At 66.0% G+C, this 22,894-nt stretch carries 31 protein-coding genes; 23 read left to right on the forward strand and 8 right to left on the reverse strand.

Features of this window, described 5'->3' with window-relative positions; all coding sequences use genetic code 11:
* The first annotated feature begins 132 nt into the window (after positions 1-132).
* The 19 genes from rplN (at position 133) to yghX (ending at position 10,489) form a co-directional block, all read left to right on the forward strand.
* Positions 133-501 carry a 50S ribosomal protein L14 gene (gene rplN / locus WKR98_RS08165; RefSeq protein ID WP_087780015.1) on the forward strand — a complete coding sequence of 123 codons (369 nt, stop codon included), beginning with the start codon at positions 133-135 and terminating at the stop codon, positions 499-501.
* A gap of 10 nt (positions 502-511) precedes the next feature.
* Positions 512-829: a 50S ribosomal protein L24 gene (gene rplX / locus WKR98_RS08170; RefSeq protein ID WP_124687626.1), complete on the forward strand. Its 318-nt coding sequence runs from the start codon at positions 512-514 to the stop codon at positions 827-829.
* Between the two features lie 15 nt (positions 830-844).
* Entirely contained in the window at positions 845-1,384 is a 540-nt protein-coding gene (rplE, locus tag WKR98_RS08175) for a 50S ribosomal protein L5 (RefSeq protein ID WP_124687627.1), read from the forward strand.
* 11 nt (positions 1,385-1,395) lie between these two features.
* Positions 1,396-1,701 (forward strand): 30S ribosomal protein S14, encoded by a 306-nt coding sequence (gene rpsN / locus WKR98_RS08180; protein WP_124687628.1) that lies wholly within the window; start codon positions 1,396-1,398, stop codon positions 1,699-1,701.
* A gap of 11 nt (positions 1,702-1,712) precedes the next feature.
* Positions 1,713-2,108, forward strand: a complete 396-nt coding sequence (rpsH, locus tag WKR98_RS08185; protein ID WP_087838306.1) for a 30S ribosomal protein S8 — start codon at positions 1,713-1,715, stop codon at positions 2,106-2,108.
* A 9-nt stretch (positions 2,109-2,117) separates the two neighbouring features.
* A complete protein-coding gene (gene rplF / locus WKR98_RS08190) occupies positions 2,118-2,651 on the forward strand; it encodes a 50S ribosomal protein L6 (protein WP_124687629.1) in 534 nt (177 codons plus the stop codon).
* An 18-nt stretch (positions 2,652-2,669) separates the two neighbouring features.
* Positions 2,670-3,035, forward strand: coding sequence for a 50S ribosomal protein L18 (gene rplR, locus WKR98_RS08195; protein ID WP_124687630.1), 366 nt, complete (start codon positions 2,670-2,672; stop codon positions 3,033-3,035).
* Between the two features lie 11 nt (positions 3,036-3,046).
* A complete protein-coding gene (gene rpsE, locus WKR98_RS08200) occupies positions 3,047-3,568 on the forward strand; it encodes a 30S ribosomal protein S5 (protein WP_087838303.1) in 522 nt (173 codons plus the stop codon).
* Between the two features lie 3 nt (positions 3,569-3,571).
* Positions 3,572-3,760, forward strand: coding sequence for a 50S ribosomal protein L30 (rpmD, locus tag WKR98_RS08205; protein WP_124687631.1), 189 nt, complete (start codon positions 3,572-3,574; stop codon positions 3,758-3,760).
* Positions 3,761-3,770: 10 nt separating this feature from the next.
* Entirely contained in the window at positions 3,771-4,202 is a 432-nt protein-coding gene (gene rplO, locus WKR98_RS08210) for a 50S ribosomal protein L15 (RefSeq protein WP_124687632.1), read from the forward strand.
* A gap of 17 nt (positions 4,203-4,219) precedes the next feature.
* Positions 4,220-5,545 (forward strand): preprotein translocase subunit SecY, encoded by a 1,326-nt coding sequence (gene secY / locus WKR98_RS08215; RefSeq protein ID WP_124687633.1) that lies wholly within the window; start codon positions 4,220-4,222, stop codon positions 5,543-5,545.
* Between the two features lie 7 nt (positions 5,546-5,552).
* Entirely contained in the window at positions 5,553-5,771 is a 219-nt protein-coding gene (gene infA, locus WKR98_RS08220; RefSeq protein ID WP_124687634.1) for a translation initiation factor IF-1, read from the forward strand.
* A gap of 36 nt (positions 5,772-5,807) precedes the next feature.
* Positions 5,808-5,921, forward strand: coding sequence for a 50S ribosomal protein L36 (gene rpmJ / locus WKR98_RS08225; RefSeq protein ID WP_087780027.1), 114 nt, complete (start codon positions 5,808-5,810; stop codon positions 5,919-5,921).
* Between the two features lie 42 nt (positions 5,922-5,963).
* Entirely contained in the window at positions 5,964-6,329 is a 366-nt protein-coding gene (gene rpsM, locus WKR98_RS08230; protein ID WP_087838299.1) for a 30S ribosomal protein S13, read from the forward strand.
* Between the two features lie 29 nt (positions 6,330-6,358).
* Positions 6,359-6,760: a 30S ribosomal protein S11 gene (rpsK, locus tag WKR98_RS08235; RefSeq protein WP_087838298.1), complete on the forward strand. Its 402-nt coding sequence runs from the start codon at positions 6,359-6,361 to the stop codon at positions 6,758-6,760.
* Between the two features lie 322 nt (positions 6,761-7,082).
* Positions 7,083-7,706 (forward strand): 30S ribosomal protein S4, encoded by a 624-nt coding sequence (gene rpsD / locus WKR98_RS08240; protein ID WP_124687635.1) that lies wholly within the window; start codon positions 7,083-7,085, stop codon positions 7,704-7,706.
* A gap of 179 nt (positions 7,707-7,885) precedes the next feature.
* Positions 7,886-8,872 (forward strand): DNA-directed RNA polymerase subunit alpha, encoded by a 987-nt coding sequence (locus WKR98_RS08245; RefSeq protein ID WP_124687636.1) that lies wholly within the window; start codon positions 7,886-7,888, stop codon positions 8,870-8,872.
* Positions 8,873-9,083: 211 nt separating this feature from the next.
* Positions 9,084-9,473, forward strand: a complete 390-nt coding sequence (gene rplQ / locus WKR98_RS08250) for a 50S ribosomal protein L17 (RefSeq protein WP_124687637.1) — start codon at positions 9,084-9,086, stop codon at positions 9,471-9,473.
* Between the two features lie 128 nt (positions 9,474-9,601).
* Complete coding sequence (gene yghX, locus WKR98_RS08255) at positions 9,602-10,489, forward strand: YghX family hydrolase (protein ID WP_341432602.1); 888 nt, start codon at positions 9,602-9,604, stop codon at positions 10,487-10,489.
* A 31-nt stretch (positions 10,490-10,520) separates the two neighbouring features.
* Here yghX and WKR98_RS08260 read toward each other — a convergent pair whose 3' ends face one another.
* From WKR98_RS08260 to WKR98_RS08285, 6 genes are read right to left on the reverse strand one after another with little or no spacing between them, the layout of a single operon-like run.
* Positions 10,521-11,375 carry a fumarylacetoacetate hydrolase family protein gene (locus WKR98_RS08260; RefSeq protein WP_341432603.1) on the reverse strand — a complete coding sequence of 285 codons (855 nt, stop codon included), beginning with the start codon at positions 11,373-11,375 and terminating at the stop codon, positions 10,521-10,523.
* A 19-nt stretch (positions 11,376-11,394) separates the two neighbouring features.
* A complete protein-coding gene (locus WKR98_RS08265; protein ID WP_341432604.1) occupies positions 11,395-12,348 on the reverse strand; it encodes a VOC family protein in 954 nt (317 codons plus the stop codon).
* A 10-nt stretch (positions 12,349-12,358) separates the two neighbouring features.
* Positions 12,359-13,342 (reverse strand): Bug family tripartite tricarboxylate transporter substrate binding protein, encoded by a 984-nt coding sequence (locus tag WKR98_RS08270; RefSeq protein ID WP_341432605.1) that lies wholly within the window; start codon positions 13,340-13,342, stop codon positions 12,359-12,361.
* Positions 13,339-14,346, reverse strand: a complete 1,008-nt coding sequence (locus tag WKR98_RS08275) for an alpha/beta hydrolase (protein ID WP_341432606.1) — start codon at positions 14,344-14,346, stop codon at positions 13,339-13,341. Before WKR98_RS08275 ends, WKR98_RS08270 begins: the two co-directional genes overlap by 4 nt.
* Positions 14,343-15,680, reverse strand: coding sequence for an amidohydrolase family protein (locus tag WKR98_RS08280; protein ID WP_341432607.1), 1,338 nt, complete (start codon positions 15,678-15,680; stop codon positions 14,343-14,345). Before WKR98_RS08280 ends, WKR98_RS08275 begins: the two co-directional genes overlap by 4 nt.
* Positions 15,677-17,185 carry an FAD-dependent monooxygenase gene (locus WKR98_RS08285; RefSeq protein WP_341432608.1) on the reverse strand — a complete coding sequence of 503 codons (1,509 nt, stop codon included), beginning with the start codon at positions 17,183-17,185 and terminating at the stop codon, positions 15,677-15,679. Before WKR98_RS08285 ends, WKR98_RS08280 begins: the two co-directional genes overlap by 4 nt.
* Positions 17,186-17,310: 125 nt before the next feature.
* Here WKR98_RS08285 and WKR98_RS08290 point away from each other — a divergent pair, with 125 nt between their 5' ends.
* Positions 17,311-18,267 carry a LysR family transcriptional regulator gene (locus WKR98_RS08290; protein ID WP_124687649.1) on the forward strand — a complete coding sequence of 319 codons (957 nt, stop codon included), beginning with the start codon at positions 17,311-17,313 and terminating at the stop codon, positions 18,265-18,267.
* On the opposite strand, the gene WKR98_RS08295 is transcribed toward WKR98_RS08290, so the two are convergent.
* Both WKR98_RS08295 and WKR98_RS08300 read right to left on the reverse strand, forming a co-directional pair.
* Positions 18,264-18,746, reverse strand: coding sequence for a cupin domain-containing protein (locus WKR98_RS08295; protein WP_341433825.1), 483 nt, complete (start codon positions 18,744-18,746; stop codon positions 18,264-18,266). The two genes, WKR98_RS08290 and WKR98_RS08295, sit on opposite strands and share 4 nt — an antisense overlap.
* Before the next feature lie 189 nt (positions 18,747-18,935).
* Positions 18,936-19,886 (reverse strand): LysR family transcriptional regulator, encoded by a 951-nt coding sequence (locus WKR98_RS08300; protein WP_341432609.1) that lies wholly within the window; start codon positions 19,884-19,886, stop codon positions 18,936-18,938.
* A 106-nt stretch (positions 19,887-19,992) separates the two neighbouring features.
* On the opposite strand from WKR98_RS08300, the gene WKR98_RS08305 reads away from it, so the two are divergent.
* The 3 genes from WKR98_RS08305 to WKR98_RS08315 are packed head-to-tail and all read left to right on the forward strand — an operon-like array spanning position 19,993 to position 22,852.
* Positions 19,993-20,544 (forward strand): TRAP transporter small permease, encoded by a 552-nt coding sequence (locus WKR98_RS08305; protein ID WP_341432610.1) that lies wholly within the window; start codon positions 19,993-19,995, stop codon positions 20,542-20,544.
* A complete protein-coding gene (locus WKR98_RS08310; protein ID WP_124687653.1) occupies positions 20,541-21,818 on the forward strand; it encodes a TRAP transporter large permease in 1,278 nt (425 codons plus the stop codon). Before WKR98_RS08305 ends, WKR98_RS08310 begins: the two co-directional genes overlap by 4 nt.
* 38 nt (positions 21,819-21,856) lie before the next feature.
* Entirely contained in the window at positions 21,857-22,852 is a 996-nt protein-coding gene (locus tag WKR98_RS08315; RefSeq protein WP_341432611.1) for a TRAP transporter substrate-binding protein, read from the forward strand.
* Positions 22,853-22,894: the final 42 nt, after the last annotated feature.

The raw sequence follows: 22,894 nt of genomic DNA on the forward strand, positions 1-22,894 counted from the left end.
TTCTTGCGGTGTCCGCTTCAGAATTTCAACCCAGGGTGCGCAAGTCGCATTGCCGCCTGACGGGACCAAAACTGATCGGAAGGTTTGGCGCTCGCGCCGGGCATTTCGGGTTAAGTTGGAACAGGGTAAACCATGATTCAAATGCAGACCACGTTGGACGTGGCCGACAACACCGGTGCGCGCTCGGTTATGTGCATCAAGGTGCTCGGCGGCTCCAAGCGCCGCTATGCCGGCATCGGCGACGTCATCAAAGTGAGCGTCAAGGATGCGGCCCCCCGCGGTCGCGTGAAAAAGGGCGAAATCTACAACGCCGTGGTGGTTCGTACCGCCAAGGGCGTCCGTCGCAAGGACGGTTCGCTGATCCGTTTCGGTGGCAATGCCGCCGTGTTGCTCAACGCCAAGCTCGAGCCCATCGGCACTCGCATCTTCGGACCCGTTACGCGTGAACTGCGTACCGAGCGTTTCATGAAGATCGTGTCGCTGGCGCCCGAAGTGCTGTAAAGGTGCCGCGATGAACAAGATCCGCAAAGGTGACGAAGTCATCGTCCTGACCGGCAAGGACAAGGCGAAGCGCGGCGTCGTGCTGAGCGTTGCCGAAGACCGCGTCCTGGTCGAAGGCATCAACGTCGTCAAGAAGAATGTGAAGCCGAATCCGATGGCCAACCAGCCCGGCGGCATCATCGACAAGACCATGCCCATCCACGTGTCCAACGTGGCGATTTTCAACCCCACCTCCGGCAAGGCCGATCGGGTGAGCGTGAAGAAAGTCGACGGCAAGAATGTGCGCGTTTTCCGTTCCAATGGCGAAGCCATTGCGACGAAAGCGTAAGCGGGAGCAAACACAATGGCCCGTCTTCAAGACATCTACCGCGAGAAGGTCGTTGCCGACCTGACCAAGCAGTTCTCGTACAAGTCCGTGATGGAAGTGCCCCGCATCACCAAGATCACCCTGAACATGGGTGTCTCGGAAGCGGTCGCTGACAAGAAAGTCATCGAGCACGCCACCGGCGACCTGACCAAGATCGCTGGCCAGAAGCCCGTCGTGACCAAGTCGCGCAAGGCTATCGCTGGTTTCAAGATCCGCGAGAACTACCCGATCGGCTGCATGGTGACCCTGCGTGGCGCCCGCATGTACGAATTCCTTGATCGCCTGATCAGCGTAGCGCTGCCGCGCGTGCGCGATTTCCGTGGCGTGTCCGGCCGTGCTTTCGACGGTCGCGGCAACTACAACATCGGTGTGAAAGAACAGATCATCTTCCCCGAGATCGAGTACGACAAGATCGACACGCTTCGTGGGCTGAACATCAGCATCACGACCACGGCCAAGACCGATGAAGAAGCCAAGGCGCTGCTGTCGGCCTTCCGCTTCCCGTTCCGTAATTAAGGGGTGAAATAGTGGCTAAGCTTTCACTCATCAACCGCGATATCAAGCGTGTCAAGCTGGCGGCCAAGTATGCCGCCAAGCGCGCCGCGCTCCAGGCTATCGTCGACGATGCGTCCAAGTCGGACGAAGAACGTTACCAGGCTCGCCTGAAGATTCAGCAGCTGCCCCGTAACGCCAACCCCACCCGCCAGCGCAACCGTTGCGCGGTGACCGGTCGCCCCCGTGGCGTGTTTCGCAAGTTCGGTCTGGCTCGTAACAAACTGCGCGAGATGGCTATGCGCGGCGAAGTTCCGGGCATGACCAAGGCCAGCTGGTAGGAGAGTCATTCATGAGCATGAGCGATCCGATCGCCGATATGCTGACGCGCATCCGCAATGCGCAGCGCGTAGATAAGGCGTCCGTGTCCATGCCCTCCTCGAAGCTGAAGGTGGCGATTGCCACCGTGCTGAAGGACGAGGGCTATATCGACGGTTTCGAGGTCAAGGCCAACGATGGCAAACCCGAACTCGAAATCTCCCTGAAGTACTACGCCGGCCGTCCGGTCATCGAGCGCATCGAACGCGTCTCGAAGCCTGGCCTGCGTATCTACAAGGGCCGTCATTCCATTCCCCAGGTCATGAACGGCCTGGGCGTGACCATCGTGTCCACCTCTCGTGGCGTGATGACCGATCGCAAGGCGCGCGCCAACGGCGTGGGCGGCGAGGTCCTCTGCTACGTGGCGTAAGGAGCCGACATGTCGCGTATAGCAAAATATCCCGTCGAGCTGCCCAAGGGCGTCGAAGCCACGATCGCTGCCGACCAGATCACTGTCAAGGGTCCCCTGGGCACGCTGGTCCAGGCCCTGACCGGTCAGGTCACGATCGCGCAAGACGCCGGCAAGCTGACTTTCGTCGCCGCCAATGACAGCCGCGAAGCCAAGGCCATGTCCGGTACCATCCGGGCCTTGGTCAACAACATGGTGACCGGCGTGAGCAAGGGCTTCGAGCGCAAGCTGACCCTGGTCGGCGTGGGCTATCGGGCCCAGGCGCAAGGCGATGCCGTCAAGCTGCAGCTCGGTTTCTCGCACGATGTCGTGCACCAGATGCCTGCCGGCGTGAAAGTCGAGTGCCCCACCCAGACGGAAGTGATCGTCAAGGGCGCCAACAAGCAGCAGGTTGGTCAGGTGGCCGCTGAAATCCGCGCCTACCGCTCCCCCGAGCCCTACAAGGGCAAGGGCGTGCGCTATGCGGACGAACGGGTCATCATCAAAGAGACCAAGAAGAAATAAGGCGGGCAAGGACGAATCATGGACAAGAAGCAAGCTCGTTTGCGTCGTGCGGTACCTACCCGCCGGAAGATCGCCGAGTTGCGTGTGCATCGCCTGTCGGTGTTCCGCACCAACCTGCACATCTACGCAAACATCATTTCGCCTGAAGGCGATAAGGTGCTGGTCAGTGCCTCGACCGTCGAACCCGAAATCCGCCAGCAACTGGCGGGAGATTCGGGCAAGGGCGGCAACGTGGCCGCAGCAACCCTGGTGGGCAAGCGCGTGGCCGAGAAGGCCAAGGCCGCCGGTATCGAGACCGTCGCGTTCGATCGCAGCGGTTTCCGCTACCACGGCCGCGTCAAGGCCCTGGCTGATGCCGCGCGTGAAGCCGGCCTGAAGTTTTAAGCGAGGATTACATGGCCAAGATGCAAGGTAAGAATGCAGCGGCTGAGGAACGCGACGACGGTCTTCGCGAGAAGATGATTGCCGTCAACCGCGTCACGAAAGTCGTGAAGGGCGGTCGTATCCTCGGTTTCGCAGCGCTGACGGTGGTCGGCGATGGCGACGGTCGCGTCGGCATGGGCAAGGGCAAGGCCCGGGAAGTCCCGGTCGCGGTCCAGAAGGCAATGGAAGAAGCCCGCCGCAAGATGGTCAAGGTGCCCCTGAAGAACGGCACCCTGTACCACAATGTGGTCGGCAAGCACGGCGCCTCGACCGTTCTGATCTCGCCCGCCGTCGAAGGTACCGGCGTGATCGCCGGTGGTCCGATGCGCGCGATTTTCGACGTGCTGGGTGTTCGTAACGTGGTGGCCAAGAGCCTCGGCTCGACCAACCCGTACAACCTGGTGCGCGCGACGCTCAACGGTCTGAGCGCAAGCTCGACTCCGGCCGACGTCGCCGCCAAGCGCGGCAAGTCGGTCGAAGAGATCCTGGGGTAAGCCATGACGACGAAGAAAAACGTCAAAGTGACGCTCGTGCGTTCCCCTATCGGAACGCCCGAATCGCACCGCGCCACGATCCGTGGCCTGGGACTGCGCCAGCTGAACAGCTCGCGCGTCCTGGTCGACACGCCCGAAGTGCGCGGCATGATCCGCAAGGTGTCGTATCTGATCACCGTGTCGGAAGCCTGAGAGGTCTAGCATGCAACTCAATACGCTCAAGCCCGCCGAAGGCGCCAAGCACGCCAAGCGCCGTGTCGGTCGTGGTATCGGTTCCGGCCTCGGCAAGACCGCCGGCCGCGGCCACAAGGGTCAGAAGTCCCGTTCGGGTGGCTTCCACAAGGTTGGCTTCGAAGGCGGCCAGATGCCGCTGCAGCGCCGGCTGCCCAAGCGTGGCTTCAAGTCGCTGGATCAGCACCTGTATGCGCAGGTCCGCCTGTCCGAACTGCAAGCCCTGCCGGTCGACGAAATCGACGTGCAGGCGCTCAAGCAGGCCGGCGTGGTCGGCCAGCAGGTCCGCTACGTCAAGGTCATCAAGACCGGCGAGCTCTCCCGCAAGGTGGTGCTCAAGGGCATGACGGCGACGGCCGGTGCCAAGGCGGCGATCGAAGCCGCCGGCGGCTCCCTGGTCTGATAACCGAGGACTGAGCTTTGGCTAATGCGAACGCACTGGGCAAGACCGGCAGCAAGTACGGCGACCTGAAACGCCGGCTGGTCTTCCTGTTGCTCGCCCTGGTGGTGTACCGGATCGGTACGCACATCCCTGTTCCCGGGATCGATCCGGTCCAGTTGACCTCCCTGTTCCATCAGAACCAGGGCGGGATTCTGGGCCTGTTCAACATGTTCTCGGGCGGTGCGCTTTCGCGTTTCTCGATCTTTGCATTGGGGATCATGCCGTACATCTCGGCGTCGATCATCATGCAGCTGATGACGGTCATCGTGCCGTCGTTGGAAGCGATCAAGAAGGAAGGCGAGGCCGGGCGGCGCAAGATTACGCAGTACACGCGCTACGGTACGCTGGCGCTGGCGCTGGTGCAGTCGGTCGGCATTTCGGTCGCGCTGGAGTCGCAGCCCGGGCTGGTCATCGATCCTGGCCTGATGTTCCGGGCCACCACGATGATCTCGCTCGTCACGGGAACGATGTTCCTGATGTGGCTCGGTGAACAGATCACCGAGCGGGGCCTGGGCAACGGCATCTCGATCCTGATCTTCTCGGGTATCGCGGCCGGCCTGCCTCATGCGTTGGCCGGGCTGTTCGAGCTGGTCAACACGGGTGCGATGGCTGTCCTGTCGGCGTTGTTCATCGTCGTGCTGGTGGTGCTGGTGACGGCTTTCGTGGTGTTCGTGGAACGCGGACAGCGCAAGATCGTCGTCAACTACGCCAAGCGCCAGGTGGGCAACCGGGTGTATGGCGGACAAAGCTCGCATCTGCCGCTGAAGCTGAACATGGCAGGGGTGATTCCGCCGATCTTCGCGTCGTCGATCATCCTGTTCCCGGCTACGGTGGTCAGCTGGTTCTCGAGCGGTGACGGCCTGCGCTGGCTGAAGGACCTGGCCGCCGCGTTGTCGCCCGGACAGCCGCTGTACATCACGCTGTATGCCATTGCGATCGTGTTCTTCTGCTTCTTCTACACGGCGCTCGTGTTCAACAGCCGCGAGACCGCCGACAACCTGAAGAAGAGCGGCGCGTTCGTCCCGGGTATCCGTCCGGGCGAGCAGACCGCGCGGTACATCGACAAGATCCTGATGCGCCTGACTTTCAGTGGCGCCATCTACATCACGTTGGTGTGCCTGCTGCCGGAGTTCCTGGTCTTGAGGTGGAACGTGCCGTTCTACTTCGGTGGTACGTCTTTGCTGATTATCGTTGTGGTCACGATGGATTTCATGGCCCAGGTGCAGGCTTACGTGATGTCGCACCAATATGATTCGCTGCTCAAGAAGGCGAACTTCAAGGGCGGAAATCTACCGGTGCGGTAACGAGAAAATGTCCAAAGACGACGTTATTCAGATGCAGGGCGAGGTCGTGGAAAACCTGCCCAACGCGACGTTTCGTGTCAAGCTCGAGAATGGCCATGTCGTGCTGGGACATATCTCGGGAAAAATGCGGATGAATTACATCCGTATCCTGCCGGGGGATCGTGTGACGGTCGAACTGACGCCATACGATCTATCGCGAGCAAGAATCGTGTTCCGCTCGAAGTAAGCCTGGGGCTTACCGGGTAAGAATTAGGAGTCAATCATGAAAGTAATGGCATCGGTCAAAGCAATTTGCCGGAACTGCAAGGTCATCAAGCGCAAGGGCGTGGTGCGGATCATCTGCACCGACCCGCGCCACAAGCAACGTCAGGGCTGAGCCTAGGCTCGGTTCTACGCTAAAGGTATTCAAGGAAACGTTATGGCCCGTATTGCTGGCATCAACATTCCGCCGCATCAGCACACCGAAATCGGTCTGACGGCTATCTTCGGCATCGGCCGTTCGCGCGCTCGCAAAATTTGCGAAGTGGCCGGCGTGCCGAGCAACAAGAAGGTCAAGGATCTGAACGACGCCGAACTCGAGCGGATTCGCGAACAGATCAACACCTTCACCGTCGAAGGCGATCTGCGTCGTGAAATCCAACTGTCGATCAAGCGTCTGATCGACCTCGGCTCGTACCGTGGCTTCCGCCACAAGCGCGGCCTGCCCGTGCGTGGCCAGCGTACCCGTACGAACGCCCGCACCCGCAAGGGTCCGCGTCGCGCCGCCGCGTCGCTCAAAAAGTAATCGGCTGACACCCAGTCAAGGATCCAGAAATGGCGAAATCCCCGAACAGCGGCGCCCAGCGCGTTCGCAAGAAAGTCAAGAAGAACGTCTCGGACGGCATCGCGCACGTTCACGCGTCCTTCAACAACACCATCATCACGATCACCGATCGCCAGGGCAATGCCCTGTCGTGGGCGACGTCGGGCGGCGCCGGCTTCAAGGGCTCGCGCAAGTCCACCCCGTTCGCGGCCCAGGTCGCGGCGGAGTCCGCCGGTCGCGTGGCGATGGAATACGGCATCAAGACGCTGGAAGTGCGTATCAAGGGCCCCGGTCCCGGCCGCGAATCGTCGGTTCGCGCCCTGAACGCCCTGGGCATCAAGATCTCCAGCATCGCCGACATCACGCCGGTGCCGCACAACGGCTGCCGTCCGCCGAAGCGCAGAAGGATCTAAGCCCACCCCCTACCCGCTGCGCGGGCCCCCTCAAGGGGGCGGCACTGGCGGACCGGCGGAGCCGGATCCGCTGTGCCCTGGGTCTTTCGCTTTGCGGCCCTTTGGGCCGCTCGCTGTGGGAGCTTCGGGCAAAGCGCGGTAGAATAAAGGGCTTTGCTGTTTGCGGTACGTAGTTTTTATTGTTTTATGGGGGCGCAGCCGGCATGGGTCGGGTGCGCCGAGTAAGACCACCGTTTGCCGCGTTCTGGTTCATCGAACGTAAATGACCAAGGCAAACTCCTCGCCATGCGTGTACATGGCCTGACAGAGAAAAGGATACATCGTGGCACGTTATATTGGCCCCAAATGTAAGCTTTCCCGCCGCGAAGGCACGGACCTCTTCCTGAAGAGCGCCCGCCGTTCGCTGGATTCCAAGTGCAAGCTCGAGAGCAAGCCCGGCCAGCATGGCCGCACCTCGGGTGCCCGTACCTCGGACTACGGTCTGCAGCTGCGCGAGAAGCAAAAGCTCAAGCGCATGTACGGCATTCTGGAAAAGCAGTTCCGCAAGTACTTCGAAGAAGCCGAGCGCCGCAAGGGCAACACCGGCGAAAACCTGATCCAGCTGCTCGAGTCGCGCCTGGACAACGTGGTCTATCGCATGGGCTTCGGCTCGACCCGCGCGGAAGCGCGCCAGTTGGTCAGCCACAAGGCGCTGATGCTGAACGGCCACACCGCCAACGTGCCGTCCATCATCGTCAAGGCCGGCGACGTGATCACCATCCGTGAGAAGGCCAAGAAGCAGGCCCGTATCCAGGAAGCGCTGCAACTGGCCTCCAGCCAGGGCATGCCGCAGTGGGTCAGCGTCGACGCGACCAAGCTGGAAGGCACGTTCAAGCAGGCCCCGGATCGCGCCGATGTCGCCCGCGACATCAACGAATCCATGGTCGTGGAACTCTATTCGCGCTAATAACTGAAGCCGGCTCTAGGTGCCGGCTTTCCCATCCCTGGGCACAGCGGATCCGGCTTTGCCGGTCCGCCAGTGCCGCCCTTTGAGGGGCGCGCGGAGCGCGTAGGGGTGGGCCTATTTTTCCCCCAGCCTTATCGGTGTAACGAGCCGAGGGTATTGATAAGGAATAAGGAAGATTCATGGCGAATGCCGCATTTCTGAAACCGCGCAATATCGACGTCGAGACCATCGGCTCGAATCATGCCAAGGTGATCATGGAGCCGTTCGAACGCGGCTACGGTCATACCCTGGGCAATGCGCTGCGCCGCATCCTGCTGTCGTCGATGGCGGGCTACGCGCCGACCGAAGTGCAGATCACCGGTGTCGTGCACGAATACTCGGCCATCGATGGCGTGCGCGAAGACGTGGTCGACATCCTGCTGAACCTCAAGGGTGTGGTGTTCAAGCTGCACAACCGCGACGAAGTCGTCCTGACCCTGCGCAAGCAAGGCCCCGGCGTGGTCACGGCCGCCGATATCGAACTCTCGCACGACGTCGAGATCATCAACCCCAACCACGTCATTGCCAACCTGACGGACAACGGCCGTCTGGAAATGCAACTGAAGGTGGAGAAGGGCCGCGGCTACGTGCCGGGCAACCTGCGCAGCTTCGCCGATGACCATGCCCGCACCGTGGGCCGCATCGTGCTGGACGCCTCGTACAGCCCGATCCGCCGCGTCAGCTACACCGTCGAAAGCGCCCGCGTCGAGCAGCGTACCGACCTGGACAAGCTGGTCCTCGACATCGAGACCAACGGCGTGATCTCGCCCGAGGAGGCCGTGCGCCAGTCGGCCCGCATCCTGATGGACCAGCTGTCGGTGTTCGCCGCGCTGGAAGGCTCGACGGAAACCATCGAAGCGCCCGCCCGTGGCACGCCGCAGATCGACCCGATCCTGCTGCGCCCGGTCGACGACCTCGAACTGACCGTCCGCTCGGCCAACTGCCTGAAGGCCGAGAACATCTACTACATCGGCGACCTGATCCAGCGTACCGAGAACGAACTGCTGAAGACCCCGAACCTGGGTCGCAAGTCGCTCAACGAGATCAAGGAAGTCCTGGCTGCCCGCGGCCTGACCCTGGGCATGAAGCTCGAGAACTGGCCGCCTCTCGGCCTCGAGCGGCCGTAGAGGGCCCCCCCCGCTACGCCCTACGGGCGCCCCCCAGGGGGCGGCACTGGCGGACCGGCGGAGCCGGATCCGCTGTGCCTTGGGTAGCGGAGCTTCTTTCGTTACGTAGTTGTAGTACCAACAATTTTTCCACCGGCCCGCGGCGCTTTGCCGATAGAAGAGCTGGAAACCTCGCGGCACAGCCGCTCTTAGATTCATAAAGGAAGTCATCATGCGTCACCGTCACGGTCTCCGTAAACTGAACCGCACCAGCAGCCACCGTCTGGCCATGTTCCGCAACATGGCTGTCTCGCTGCTCACGCACGAAGCCATCAAGACCACCCTGCCCAAGGCCAAGGAACTGCGCCGCATCGTCGAGCCGCTGATCACCCTGGGCAAGGAACCGACCCTGGCCAACAAGCGCCTGGCGTTCGCCCGCCTGCGCGATCGCGACCTGGTCGTCAAGCTGTTCGCCGAAATCGGCCCCCGCTTCAAGGAGCGCAACGGTGGTTACACCCGCATCCTGAAGATGGGTTTCCGCCAGGGCGACAACGCTCCCATGGCCTACATGGAGCTGGTCGACCGCGCGCCGGAAGCCGAAGAAGCCGCCGACGCCGAGTAAGCAAGGCGGGGCCGGGCTGGCGCCCGGTCCGATGTCTGGTTGAATGAAAACTGCGAGCTTGTCTCGCAGTTTTTTTTCGTCCGGTGTATGTTGTCCGCACTCGCGGACCTTACCGAAAAGGGCATGCCATGGCTCGTCTGACTGCGCAGGACTTCGACCCTCGACTGCTGGAGCTGTACGACTACTACGTCCATGGCAGGATCTCCCGGCGGGAGTTCCTGGACCGGGCGGCCAGGTACGCGGTGGGCGGGCTGACCGCCGCCGGGCTGCTGGCTTCGCTCAGCCCGGATTATGCGCTGGCCGAGCAGGTGTCCTTCACCGATCCGGACATCGTCGCCGAATACGTCGGCTATCCGTCACCCAAGGGCCACGGCACGGTGCGCGGCTACCTGGTGCGGCCGGCGAAGGCCGCGGGCAAGGTGCCGGGCGTGGTCGTGGTGCACGAGAACCGTGGCCTGAACCCCTATATCGAGGACGTCGCGCGCCGGCTGGCCAAGGCGGGCTTCCTGGCGCTGGCGCCCGACGGCCTGAGTTCGGTGGGCGGGTATCCGGGCAATGACGACAAGGGGCGGGACCTGCAGCGTCAGGTCGATCCGGCCAAGCTCATGAACGATTTCTTCGCCGCGGTCGAGTTCCTGATGCAGGGCGACAGGACGACCGGCAAGGTGGGGATCACCGGCTTTTGCTACGGAGGCGGCGTGGCCAATGCCGCCGCCGTGGCGTATCCCGAACTGGCCGCGGCCGTGCCCTTCTACGGCAGGCAGGCGAGCGCGGCGGACGTGCTGCGCATCAAGGCGCCGCTGCTGCTGCACTACGCCGAGAACGACAAGGGCATCAACGACGGCTGGCCGGCCTACGAGGCGGCCCTGAAGGGGGCTGGCAAGACCTACGAGGCCCACGTCTATCCGGGCACGAGCCACGGCTTCCACAACGATTCCACGCCGCGCTACGACGAGGCGGCGGCCAGGCTGGCCTGGGACAGGACGATCGCCTGGTTCAAGCGCTACCTGGCCTAGCCGCCGGGACTGGCTCGGTGGTCGCCAGGCCTCAGGCCTCGTCGATCACCGGGTTGCGCAGCACACCCACGCCTTCCACCTCGATCTCGCACACGTCGCCGGGCTTGAGCCACACCGGCGGCTTGCGCGCCAGGCCCACGCCCGACGGGGTGCCGGTGATGATCATGTCGCCCGGTTGCAGCGCCATGCCGTCCGAGCAGGCGGCCACCAGGGTGGCGACGTCGAAGATCATGTCGCGGGTGTTGGCGTCCTGCATGACCTGGCCGTTCAAGCGGCACTGGATCTGCAGGCCGGCGGCGCCGGGGGGCAGTTCGTCGGCGGTGACGAATTCCGGGCCGAAGCCTCCGGTGCGGTCGAAGTTCTTGCCCCACAGCCACTGGTTGGAGCGGAACTGGTAGTCGCGGATCGAGCCTTCGTTGAACAGCGAATAACCCGCCACGTGCTCGAGCGCGCGCTCCTTGGGAATGTAGCGGCCGCCCTTGCCGATCACCGCGACCAGTTCGGCCTCGTAGTCGAACTGCACCGAGACGCGGGGGCGTTCGATGGCGACGCCGTGGGCCACCCAGGACGAGGGGAAGCGCTGGAACAGCACCGGATGCGCGGGCGGCGCGAAGTTGCTTTCGGCGGCGTGGTCCACGTAGTTCAGGCCGATGGCGAAGGCCTTGGCGGGCTGCTGCAGCGGCGGCAGCAGGGCGAGGCCGGCCAGGGCCAGGCGTTCGCCCGGCGCGTCGGCGGCCGCGCGGGCGGCATCCAGGCCGCCGGGGTCGCGCAGCAGTTCGTCCAGCGTGGCGGGCAGGCCGCGCGCGGTCAGGTCGACCACGTCGTTGCCGATGCGGGCGCCCAGCGTGGGCGCTCCGGCCTGGTTCTTGAAGGCGATCAGTCTCATGGTTTGCCTCGTTGCCCCGTCAGCCGGGGTATTCCTGGTTGGTGATGAAGTCGGCCGGCAGGGGCGGACCCCAGACGTAGAGCGAGTCCTCGGGGGGATGGTCGGCGGCGGGCCAGTCCAGTCCGGCCGGGACGTAGTCGATATCGTACGAGTATTCGGCCCAACTGCCCCAGGGGTCGCGCACATAGTAGAAATAGTTCGAGCCCAGCACGTGCCGGCCGACGCCCCATCCCTGTTGGTAGCCGGCGATGCGCATCTGTTCGGAGCCGCGGCCGACCTCGTCCAGGCTACCGACGTCCCAGCTCGAGTGGTGCAGGCCGCGCGCGTGCGACTTGGCGAAGGCCACGAGGTGGTGGTCGCTGCCGTGGATGCCGTGCATGAAGGCAATGAGGTCGCCGGAATGGTCCGACACGCGCAGGCCCAGGACGGTCCGGCAGAAGTCCACCATGCGCGTGACGTCGGGCGTGAAGAACAGGACGTGCGACAGGTGGCGCGGCCGCACCGGCTGCACGCGGCTGCGGGCCGGCGCGGCGCCCTGGCCTGGCGGGACCGGGACGACGGGGGTGGACTGGCTCTTGGCGGCGGGCGAGACCTTGTCCGCCACCACCAGTTGCAGCGGCGTGCCGTCCGGATCGCGCAGCCACAGGCCCTGGCCGTCCGACAGCTCGTGCGGGGTGGTCCGCAGGCCCGAGGCCTCGATGCGCCGGTGCATCTCGTCCAGGTCCCGCGCGTGGATACCGTAGCGCACGTATTGCAGGCGCTTGGCCGTGCCTTCCTCGTGGACGCGGCTCCAGACGTGGGGATGGCCGTGCGTGCGCAGTTCGAGATGGTCGGCGCGGCGCCGCGCGTCCAGGCCGAACGCCAGATAGAAGTGCTCGGCCTCGGCCAGGTCGGGCACCGAGTACACGAAGCAGTCCACCGAATGCACGGCGGCGCGGCGTTCGAGGTGGGTCGTCAGGGCAGAGGCGCGCATCGGCGTGCTCCTATTCCGGCTTGACGCCCGCCATGTCGACGGCCGCGCGCAGGATGGCGGTGTCGTCGCGCAGCGACGCGGCGAAGGCTTCGGGGCTGCTGCCGATCACGCTCCAGTGCTGTTCCTCGATCTTGGCACGCACGTCGGGCTGCTGGAGCACGGCCTTGAAGGTGTCCGCCAGTTTGGCGACGATGGGCGCGGGCGTGCCCGCGGGCGCGACGAACCCCATCCAGTTGCCGAAGGGGCGGAAGTCGGGAAAGTCTTCGGTGATGGCGGGTACGTCGGGGTGCAGCGGGTGGCGCTTGGGCGTCATGAAGGCCAGCACCTTGATCTGTCCTGCCTTCCATTGCCCGAGCAGGCTGCCCACGCTCAGGATGGTGGCGTCGAGCCGGCCGGCCAGCAGCTCCATGGCGATCTGCCCCGCGCCCTGGTAGGGCACGTGCAGCATGTCGACGCCGGCGGCAGCCTTGAACTGTTCGCCCAGCAGGTGGTTGAACGAGCCGTTGCCGACGCTGGCGAAATTGAGCTTGCCGGGATTGCGCTTCAGGTAGTCGACGAATTCGCGCGTGGTGTTGGCCGGCACCTTGGCGTTGACCATCAGCGCGACGGGCAGGTCGGCCACGGCGGTGATGGGCGTGAAGCTCTTGAGCGGCTCGTAGGGCAGGTCCTTGCGCAGGTAGCTATTGAGCAGCAGGGCCGAGGTGGTGGTCAGGTGGATGTTGTAGCCGTCGGGTGCCATGCGGGCGGCATAGCTGGTGCCGACGATGCCGTTGGCGCCCCCGCGGTTCTCGAACACCAGCGGCTGGCCCAGCAGCTTGCCGGCCCGGTCGGCGATCAGGCGGCCGATGGCATCGATGGGCGATCCGGTGGGATAGGGAAACACCACGTGGATGGGCTTGTTGGGGTAGGGCTGCTGCGCGCCCGCCTGCAGCGGGCAGGCCAGGCCGAGCAGCGCGGCCAGCGCTCCGGCGATCAGTTGCTTGGCGTGTCTCATCGTGGGTCCTCTTGAGGGGCTATATGGCCGGGGGGCATGGCCCCGGCCTGGGGAAGGGATGCCAGGCAGGCGCGGAACGCCCGGCAGAGTTCATCGTTGGCGCGGCGTGCCGCGGCCGAGGCTTCGAAGAAGCCCAGGAAAGGGTGGAACATGTCGTCGTGGCGCAGCAGCGTGACGGGCACGCCGGCGCCGCGCAGCCGGTCGGCGTAGGCCAGGCCTTCGCCTTGCAGCGGGTCGTGCCCGGCCACCGCGATGACGGCGGGCGGCAGCCGGCCCAGGTCGGTGGCGCGCAGGGGCGAAGGCGGAAATCCGGCGGCTTCCCCGGTGCGATCGCCCATGTACAGGCGGGCGATGTCGCGCAGGTCGGCCGGGGAAAGCATGGGGTAGTCGCGGCCGTCCGCGTCCAGGCTCCGCGTGTCGCGGGCCATGTCCAGGCCGGGCACGACCAGCAGTTGCGCCGCCAGCGGCTGGCCGGCGTCGCGGCACAGCAGGGCGGCGCTGGCGGCCAGGTTGGCGCCCGCGCTTTCGCCGGCCACCGCCACGCGGGCCGGGTCGCCGCCCAGTTCGCGGGCATGCGCCTGCACCCAGCGCGTGGCGGCCAGGGCGTCGTCGTGCGCGGCCGGGTAGGGATGTTCGGGCGCCAGCCGATAGTCCACCGAGACGACCACGGCATCCAGGTCGCGGCACAGCTTGCGCGCGATGTCGTCCATCAGCTCGACGCTGCCCAGCACGAAGCCGCCGCCGTGGAAGAAAACCACGGTGGCATGCGGACCCGAGGTGGCGGGACGATAGACGCGGCCGGGCACCGGGGCTTCGGTCAGGTCGCGCACGGCGCCCACTTCGGGCAGGCCATGACGCTCGCGCGCGGCCAGGATGGCGCGCGTCATGCGCCGGCGCGCCTCGGGCGCACTGCCGGCGAAGGGCGGCGGCGCGTCCTGTGCGCGCAGGGCGGCCACGATGCGGGCCAGGTCCGCGTCCAGCGGAACGGCTGGAGCGGCCGTCATGCCGGCAGCTCCAGCACGTGCGCCTGCGAGGCCCGGGCGCGCCGCCGCAGGGCCTCGACGTCGACGTGCAGCAATTGCCCGGCGCGCTTGACGGCGCGGCCGGCCACGAAGACGGTGTCGACATTGCCCGGGTGGGCCGCCAGCACGACGGCGCCCACGGCGTCCGACACCGGCGTCAGGTTCAGGTCGTCGCCGCGGATCAGCACGATGTCGGCTTCTTTGCCGGGAGTGAGCGAGCCGGTCTTGTGGTCCAGGCCGGTGGCGCGCGCGCCGGCCAGCGTGGCGAATTCCAGCACGTCGCGCAGCGTCAGCGTGGCGGGCGCATCCGGCTCGCGGGAATGGCCGCCGCCCATCCACGAACGGTAGTAGGCGAAGGCGTGGCGCATCTGGGTGAACATGTCGCCCGAGCATTTGGTTTCGGTATCGCCGCTCAGGCTGGGCCGGATGCCGGCGGCCAGCAGGCGGTCGAAGGGGATGTCGCCGATGCCCTGGGCGTTCATCTCGCAATGCACGCCCAGCGATGCGGTGACGCCGGCATCGGCCATCATCGCGATCTCGTCGCGGCCGCAGAAGCAGCAGTGCACGAAGGTCAGGTCCGGACCCAGCGCGCCCTCGGCCTGCATCTGCGCGATCGCGCGTATCGGCGCATTGCGCGCGTAGGCGCCCATGTGGATGCTGGAGCGCAGGCCCAGTTCGCGCGCCAAGCGCAGGTCGTCCAGCCAGATCTCCCGGCGGGCCATTTCCGGGCCGCGCGCCGCCATGGCCAGCGTCAGCAACTGGTCGTCCGAGGAAAAGAAATCGCGCCGCAGCCGGCGGATGTCCTGCGGATGGCCGCGCTGGCTGTCGAACATCCAGCTCGCGCCCTCGACCAGCGGCCAGCCGTGGCCGAACACGGCGCGCAGGCCGGCGTCGCGCAGCGCCTGGACGGCGGCGTCGCTGTGCTCGGGGCTGTTCTGCACGTGCGACCAGTCCATCATCGTCGTGATGCCGCCGTCCAGCGCCGAGACCGCGCCCAGCAGCGTGCCCGTGTAGACGTCTTCGGCGCGGAAGGCCGCGCCCTTGGCGCCCAGCATCTCGGCGAAATAGATCTGCGGATCGATATCGGCGTAGCGGTGGCGCACGCAGGTCTGCCAGGTATGGCGGTGCGTGTCGACGAAGCCGGGCAGGACGATCATGCCGCGGGCGTCGATCTGTTCGGCATCCTCCACCGTCAGTCGCGGGGCGATCGCGGCGATGCGGCCGTCCTCGATCAGCAGGTCGCCCTGGCGCAGGTCGCCCACCTGGGGATCGACGCTGACGATCCAGCCCTGGCGGATGAGCGTGCGGCGGGTCATGCCCGGGCCCCGCGCAGCCAGCGGGCCAGTTCGGCGCGCGCTTCGCCGGCCTGTTGCACGGAGGTGCCGGCCCAGGCGATGTAGCCGTCCGGCCGCACCAGCATTCCCTTGACGTCGGCCAGCGCGGCGGGCGCGCGGCCCAGGCGGGCCTGCACGCAGCGCACGGGCAGGCCCTCCAGCGGCAGGCCGGCGTATTGGTTGCTGTAGCCTTCCAGGTCCAGCAGCACGAAGCGCCGCTCGCGCAGCAGCTCGGCCAGGCGGACCGACTGGCCGTCCAGTCCGATCAGGTCGATGTCCGGCGCGTGCTGCCCGGCCAGCGGATGGCTGCCCGTCGGCGCGGGATAGGGCCGGGTCAGGCCGCACAGTTCGCGCACCAGCTTGCGCTGCACGTCGGGCAGCGGAATGTACTCGCGCTGCATGCGCCGCTTCAGCGCGACGCCCTCGGGTTCGAAATTGAATTGCAGCGCACACTGGGCCGCGACGCTGTCGAGCAGGTCGTGCATGACCGGCAGGCGTTCCGCGTCATAGCTGTCCAGGATCGCGGCGTCGCTATGGCCCTGCACGACGTGGGCCAGCTTCCAGCCCAGGTTGAAGGCGTCCTGCAGACAGAAGTTCATGCCCACGCCGCTGGCGGGGTAATGGATGCGCGCCGACTCGCCCACCAGGAAGACGCGGCCGCTGCGCAGCGTGGGCACGGCGCGCATCTGGTCGTCGAAGCGCGAGGCCCAGCGGTGGCCGCGGATGCCGTAGTCGGTGCCGTGCACGTCGCGTATGCATTGCAGGGCCTCTTCCAGCGTGACGGGTTCATCCTTGGATGCATGCCGCCGGTCGCGGTGCACGATATTGAAGCGAGTGATGCCGTCGCCGAAGGCGTAGCCGCGCACCCAGCCCATCTCGTTGTCGACGTTGACACGGCCGCCGGGCCAGGGCGCGTCCAGTTCGGCGTCGATCACGATGCCGCGGAACGAACCGCCGCGGCCGTCGAAGGGCAGGCCGGCCTGGCCGCGCACGACACTGCGGCCGCCGTCGGCGCCGACCAGATAGCGGGCGCGCAGGGTCGTCATGGTGCCGTCTTCGCTGCCTGCGTCGACCTCGACTCCGTCCGCCGACTGCCGCACGGCCCGGACCTCGGCGCCGCGCCGTATCTCGGCGCCGCTTTCCTCGGCCCAGGTCCACAGGATTTCCTCGGTCAGGTTCTGCGGCAGGCCCAGCGTGAAACCGTAGCGGGTCTCCAGGTAATGCCATTCGATGGGGTGGAAGCCCGCCCAGATGTGAGAGGGGCGGAACGGGTAGGGGCTGATGTCGCGCGTGCGCCGGATGAAGCGGTCGGCGATGCCGCGCGCGTCGAACAGTTCCAGCACGCGCGGCAGCAGGGTGCCGGCGCGCGACTGCACGCCCTCGGTGCGCCGTTCCAGGACCAGCGTCTTCGCTCCCGAGCCGGCCAGTTCGGCGGCCATGGTCAACCCCGACGGGCCGCCACCGACCACGATCACATCCCACTGCATTGTCTGTCTCCAGCTTTCTCGTCATGGCGGCTTCAAGCCGCATGCCTCGCATGGTGGCGAGCCCATCGACAGACGTAAAGTTAATTGTTTAAATTCTAACCATTTGTTTGGTAAATGGATGCGCCATGCGCTTCAACAAGCTGGACCTGAACCTGCTGGTGGTGCTCGACGCCCTGCTGGCCACCCGCAGCGTGAGCCGCGCCGCCGAGCGCATCTTCCTGAGCCAGCCCGCGACCAGCCTGGCGCTGGGGCGGCTGCGCGAGTATTTCGACGACGAGCTGCTGGTGCCGGTGGGCAAGACCCTGGTGCCGACTCCGCTGGCCGAGCAACTGGTCAAGCCGGTGCGCGACGTGCTGCTGCAGATCCAGACCGTGACGCGCGCCCGGCCCACCTTCGATCCCGCCACGGCCACGCGCCGCTTCACGATCGAATCCTCGGACTACGTGATCACGGTGCTGCTGGCCGAAGTGGTGCGGCGCGCGGCCCGGCTGGCGCCGCTGATGCAGTTCGACCTGCGGGCGATCAGCCCCCAGACGCCCGAGCACCTGGACAGCGGCGGGATCGAGCTGCTGATCGCGCCGGAGTTCGCGGTGGTGGCGGGGCACCCGGCCGAACCGCTGTTCGAGGATACGTTCTCCTGCCTGGTGTGCGAGGCGCATTTCGCGCCGGACTTCGATCTATCGAGCGAGGCGTATTTCGATGCGACGCATGTGGGTGTCGAATGGGGAGGCGGGCGGCGGATCACCTACGACGCGAAGATGCTGTCGCGGGGCCGGCGCGAGCGCCGCCAGGACGTGATCGCGCCCAACTTCACGCTGGTGCCGGAGCTGTTGGTCGGCACGCCGCGCATCGCGACCCTGCCGACCCGGCTGGCGCGCCACATGGCGGCGCGCTTTGCGCTGCGGGTGGTGCCTTGTCCGATTGCGATTCCCCGTTTCGCGGAGAATCTGCAATGGCATAAGTACCAGGAGCGGGATCCGGCCATTTCCTGGCTGCGGGGGTTGTTGCGGGCCACGGCCGCGGACTTGCCGCGCCTGGAGGTCCCGCCGCAGGCTCCGCCGCGGCGCCGGCGCGGAGCCTAGCGCTTGACCCGCGACAGCGGATCGTCCGGCTTGTAGGTCGGCGTCTGCGGCCTGGGCGAGCCCAGCATCACGCACATCAGCGCTTCTTCGTCGCCGATATTGACCTCGCCTCGGTAGACGCCGGGCGGGACCGAGATCAGGTCGCGTTCGCCGGCCTCGATCTCCCAGTATTCGCCTTCCTTCGATTCGCACATGATGCGGACCTTGCCGCGCAGCACGAAGAAGACTTCCTCGGTGTCCTCGTGCAGGTGCAGCGGGCCGATGTGGCCGGCGGGGATGATCATGGTCGAGAAGGTGAAATGCACCGCTGGCACGGTATTGGAATCGCTGGCGACGCCGGTGGCCCCGGTGCCGAGGTAGCGCATCTGCGCGCGGCCGTACTTGGGGTCGTGGTCGGCCTGGAATTTCAGGGCGTTCCAGTCGTACTTGCGGGTGGAGCGCTGGACACAGCGCGAATTCATCCAGTCGCCGAAGCTCATGCCCTCGGGGCGCCGGAGGGTGGGTTTGGCGGCATCGATCAAGGTGTCGACGGAATCGTTCATGGGGCAGCTCCTGCTTGCGGCATGGGGGAAACGGGAACTGCCAGTCTAGGAAGGATGGCCGGCCGAGGCCTTGATCTAGATCATGAATGTTTTATTAATAAACCGACGTCTTATATATAAAACAAATCATCCCTCCATGGGATTGCCCTGGAAAGGCTTGAGGCCAGGCGGCCGGGCTTTTTCGATATGCCGTTTCAGCGCCAGCTGGAACTCCGAGAATTCCTTGTCCTCGCGGCTGGCCAGGTAGAGCGGCAGCGTGAGCGCGAGGCCGGGCGTGCGCACGCAGCGCAGTTCGCCACGAGCCAGGTCGCGTTCCACCGCCGTCTTGGAGAAGAAGCACACGCCCAGGTCGCGCCGCACGGCTTCCTTCTGCGCTTCCGGATGGCCCAGGTTGAGCACGATGCGCCGCGATGGGATGCCGTTGGCGCGCAGTTGTCCTTCCTCCAGCTGCTGCATGACGGTGCTGTTCGCGGTGCTGATGAAGGGCAGACGCGAGATGTCCTCGCGCCGCGCCTCGTCGCCCACCCAGCGGCTGTCCGGGGCGCTGACCAGCAGCAGGTCCTCGTCCCACAGCGGGCGCACCGCCAGGCCATCCAGGTTCTGCGTGGGAGCGATGATGAGAACGGCGAAGTCGCAGGCGCCGGTGCGCGTGGCCTCCAGCGCCACCTGTGGGTTCGAGATCGACACATGGACCTGGCCGTCGGGGCGCAGCACCTGGAAGTCGCAGATCAACTGGCTCAGCAGATAGGTGCCCACGCTCATGGACGAGCCGACCACCACCTGGCCCGGCGCGAGATCGGTCGAGCCGCCCAGTTCCCGCTCCAGTTCGCGCGTGCGGGTGACGACTTCCTGCGCCCATTTGTAGACGCGCTGGCCGGTGGCGGTCAGCGCGATGCCGCGGCCTTCGCGGCGGATCAGCGTGGTGCCCAGTTTTTCTTCCAGGCTGCGGATGTGCGAGGTGACGACCGGTTGGGTAACGAACAGGTAGTCCGCGGCGCGCGTCACGCTCTGCAATTCGGCCACGACGCAGAAGACTTCCAGCTTCTGCAAGGTGAGGTAGGGATCGAAGCGAGCCATGGAGATTCAATCCATAGTTGAACGGCTATGTAATAAGGTAAATATTTGAATTAGACGAATGGTTGGCGTCAACCTAGGATCTCTCCCCACAACGAGAGGAGACATCATGTCCAGTACCCAGCCCGGCGGCGCGCGGCGCATCCTGCGCGGCCTGGAGCGCGCCGCCACCAGCCTGGAGCGCGCCCTGGCCAGCGCGCTGCTGGCCGCGGTCGCGATCAACGTCGCCAACGTGGTGGCGCGCTACGTGTTCGGCCGTTCGATCACCGGCGCCGACGAACTGCAGGTCTACCTGATGGCCGGGCTGGCCTTCTTCGGTTCGGCGGTGGCGGCGGTGCGGGGACAGCATTTGCGCATGGATGTGCTGAACCGCTACTTCCCGGAGGAGCTGCGGCGCTTCCTGTCCACCTTCGAGGCGCTGGCGGCGGTGGCGCTGTGCGGCTTCGTCTGCTTCATCTCGTCGGAATACGCCTGGCGCATCTACCAGATCGGCAGCGTGAGCGAGAACGGCCACATCCCGATGTGGATCCCGCATTCGCTGGTGGCGGTGGCGTTCGCTGCCATGGTGGTCGTCGGCCTGTTCGACGTGGTGCTGCGCGTGGCCGGCGGCGGCCTGCGCCAGCCCGATCCGGTGGATGCCGCCGAGGAGGCGTTGTCATGAGTTTCGCGCTCGGTTTCCTGCCCCTGGGCCTGCTCCTGCTGGGCTTTCCCATTTTCCTCGTGCTGCTGGCGTCGGTCAGCGTGGCGCTGCTGTTCTTCATGGACGTGCCGCTCACGGCCTTGCACCAGAATCTCTTCGGCGCCATCGATGCCTATGCGCTGCTGGCGATTCCGTTCTTCATCTTCGCCGGCGAGCTGATGGGGCGGGGTTCGGTCGCGGACCGGCTGGTGAACTTCGTCAACGCCGGCGTGGGTTCGGTGCGCGGCAGCCTGGCGGTGACCACCGTCGGCTCCTCGGCGCTGTTCGGCGCGATCTCGGGCGTGAGCGCGGCCACCGTGGCCACCATCGGGCGCGTGATGCTGCCCGCGCTGCGGCGCAATGGCTATCCCGAGAAGTTCTCGGCGGGGCTGCTGACGGCGGTGGGGGCCATCGACATCATCATCCCGCCCAGCATCCCGATGATCGTCTACGGCGCGGCCGCGCAGCAGTCGGTTCCCCGGCTGTACGCGGCGGGCGTGCTGCCCGGGCTGCTGCTGGCCGGCATGCTTTGCGCCTACGTCATGTGGTATGCCCGCCGCCATCGCATCGGCGGCGGCGATCGCTTCTCGTGGGCGGCCTTCGGCCGCGCCGCGGCGCGCGGCCTGGGGGCGCTGGGCGCGCCCGTCATCATCCTGGGCGGCATCTACGGCGGCGTGTTCTCTCCCACCGAAGCGGCCGCGGTGGCCTGCCTGTACGCCATCGTCGTGGCGCGCTACTTCTACCGCGAACTGTCGTGGCGCGACATCCTGGCCAGCGCCGGCACGACGGCGGTGTTCACCGGGCAGATCCTGATCATCGTGGCCTGCGCCAACGTGTTCGGCTGGCTGCTGACGGTGCACCAGGTGCCCGCCGCGCTGGTGCAGTGGCTGACCGACCTGCACCTGCCGGGCTGGTCGCTGCTGCTGGCGATCAACGTGCTGCTGCTGGCGGTAGGCTGCTTCATCGATCCGCTGTCGGCCATCCTGCTGCTGTCGCCGCTGCTGATGCCGCTGGTCACCGCCATCGGCGTGGACCCGGTGCACTTCGGGATCATCATCACGGTGAACCTGTCCATCGGCCTGTTCCATCCGCCCTTCGGCATCAACATCTTCGTCGCGCAGAGCGTGCTCAAGCTGCCGCTGGAAAGCATCTACCGCGGCATCGTGCCGTTCGTCGTCATTTACCTGATCGCGCTGGGGTTGATCACCTACATCCCGGACATATCCCTCTGGGGCATGCGCTTGCTGTTGAACTGAAGGCCGTCCGCCGGCCACCCACCACTGGAGACATCACCATGAATCGCCGTCTATGCCTGGCGCATCTGGCCGGCCTGGGAGCGCTCGCGCTCCTGCCCACCGCCCGCGCGCAGAACCTGGTCATGAAGCTCACCACCACCACGTCCGACGACCTGGGCGTCGACTGGCTGAACGCCTACAAGGTCAACCTGGAGGCGGCCACGCAGAGCAAGGTCAAGGGCCAGGTGTACCCGGCCAGCCAGCTCGGTACCGCGCAGCGCACGATCGAAGGCGTGAGCATGGGCACCGTCGAGATGGCGCTGAACGCCTCGGGCATGTACGAGGGCCTGGACGCGCGCTTCGGCGCGCTGGCCGTGCCCGGCGTGTTCGACAGCATCGATCATGGCATGAAGGTGCTGGCCGATCCCGAGGTCAAGGCTCGGCTTGCGTCCATCGCCTCGAAGAAGGGCGTCGAGGTGCTGACCACGCTCGTGCATTCCCAGTGCAGCATCGTCTCGCGCAAGCCCATCCGCAAGCTGTCGGACCTGGCCGGGCAGAAGATCCGCGTGCCCGGTTCCTCGATCCTGATCGCGCAACTGCGGCAACTGGGCGCCAATCCGGTGTCGATGTCGCTGGGCGAGGTGCTGCCCGCGTTCCAGAACGGCACGCTGGATGGCGTCTATTCCGGCACGCCCATTCCCTCGGCGCTGAAATACTTCGACGTCGCCAAGTCGCAGACGCTGCTGCCGTCCACCTACATCGCCATCGTCGGGCTGGCCAGCCCCACCTTCCTGAAATCGGCCGGTCCGCTGGAGCAGCCGCTGCGCCAGGCCGCGCGCAAGACCGATGTCGAGATCGGTCCGCGCGTGCACGCGCGCGTGGCCGAGGCCCGGGCGATCTGGGAGAAGGGCGGCGGCGAGATGATCGAGCTGCCGTCGGCCGACGCCAAGGCCTACCTGGACGCGGTGATTCCGGCCGCGATGAAGGAGTTGTCGGCCGATGCCCGCAAGGACTACGAAGCGCTGCGCGCCGCCGCTGTCCGTCTTCGGACTTGAGGCGAACGGCGCGATGAATACCCACATGCACTGATACACCGG

This window comes from Pigmentiphaga sp. YJ18 (genome assembly GCF_038066655.1).
Classification (GTDB): Bacteria; Pseudomonadota; Gammaproteobacteria; order Burkholderiales; family Burkholderiaceae_B; genus Pigmentiphaga.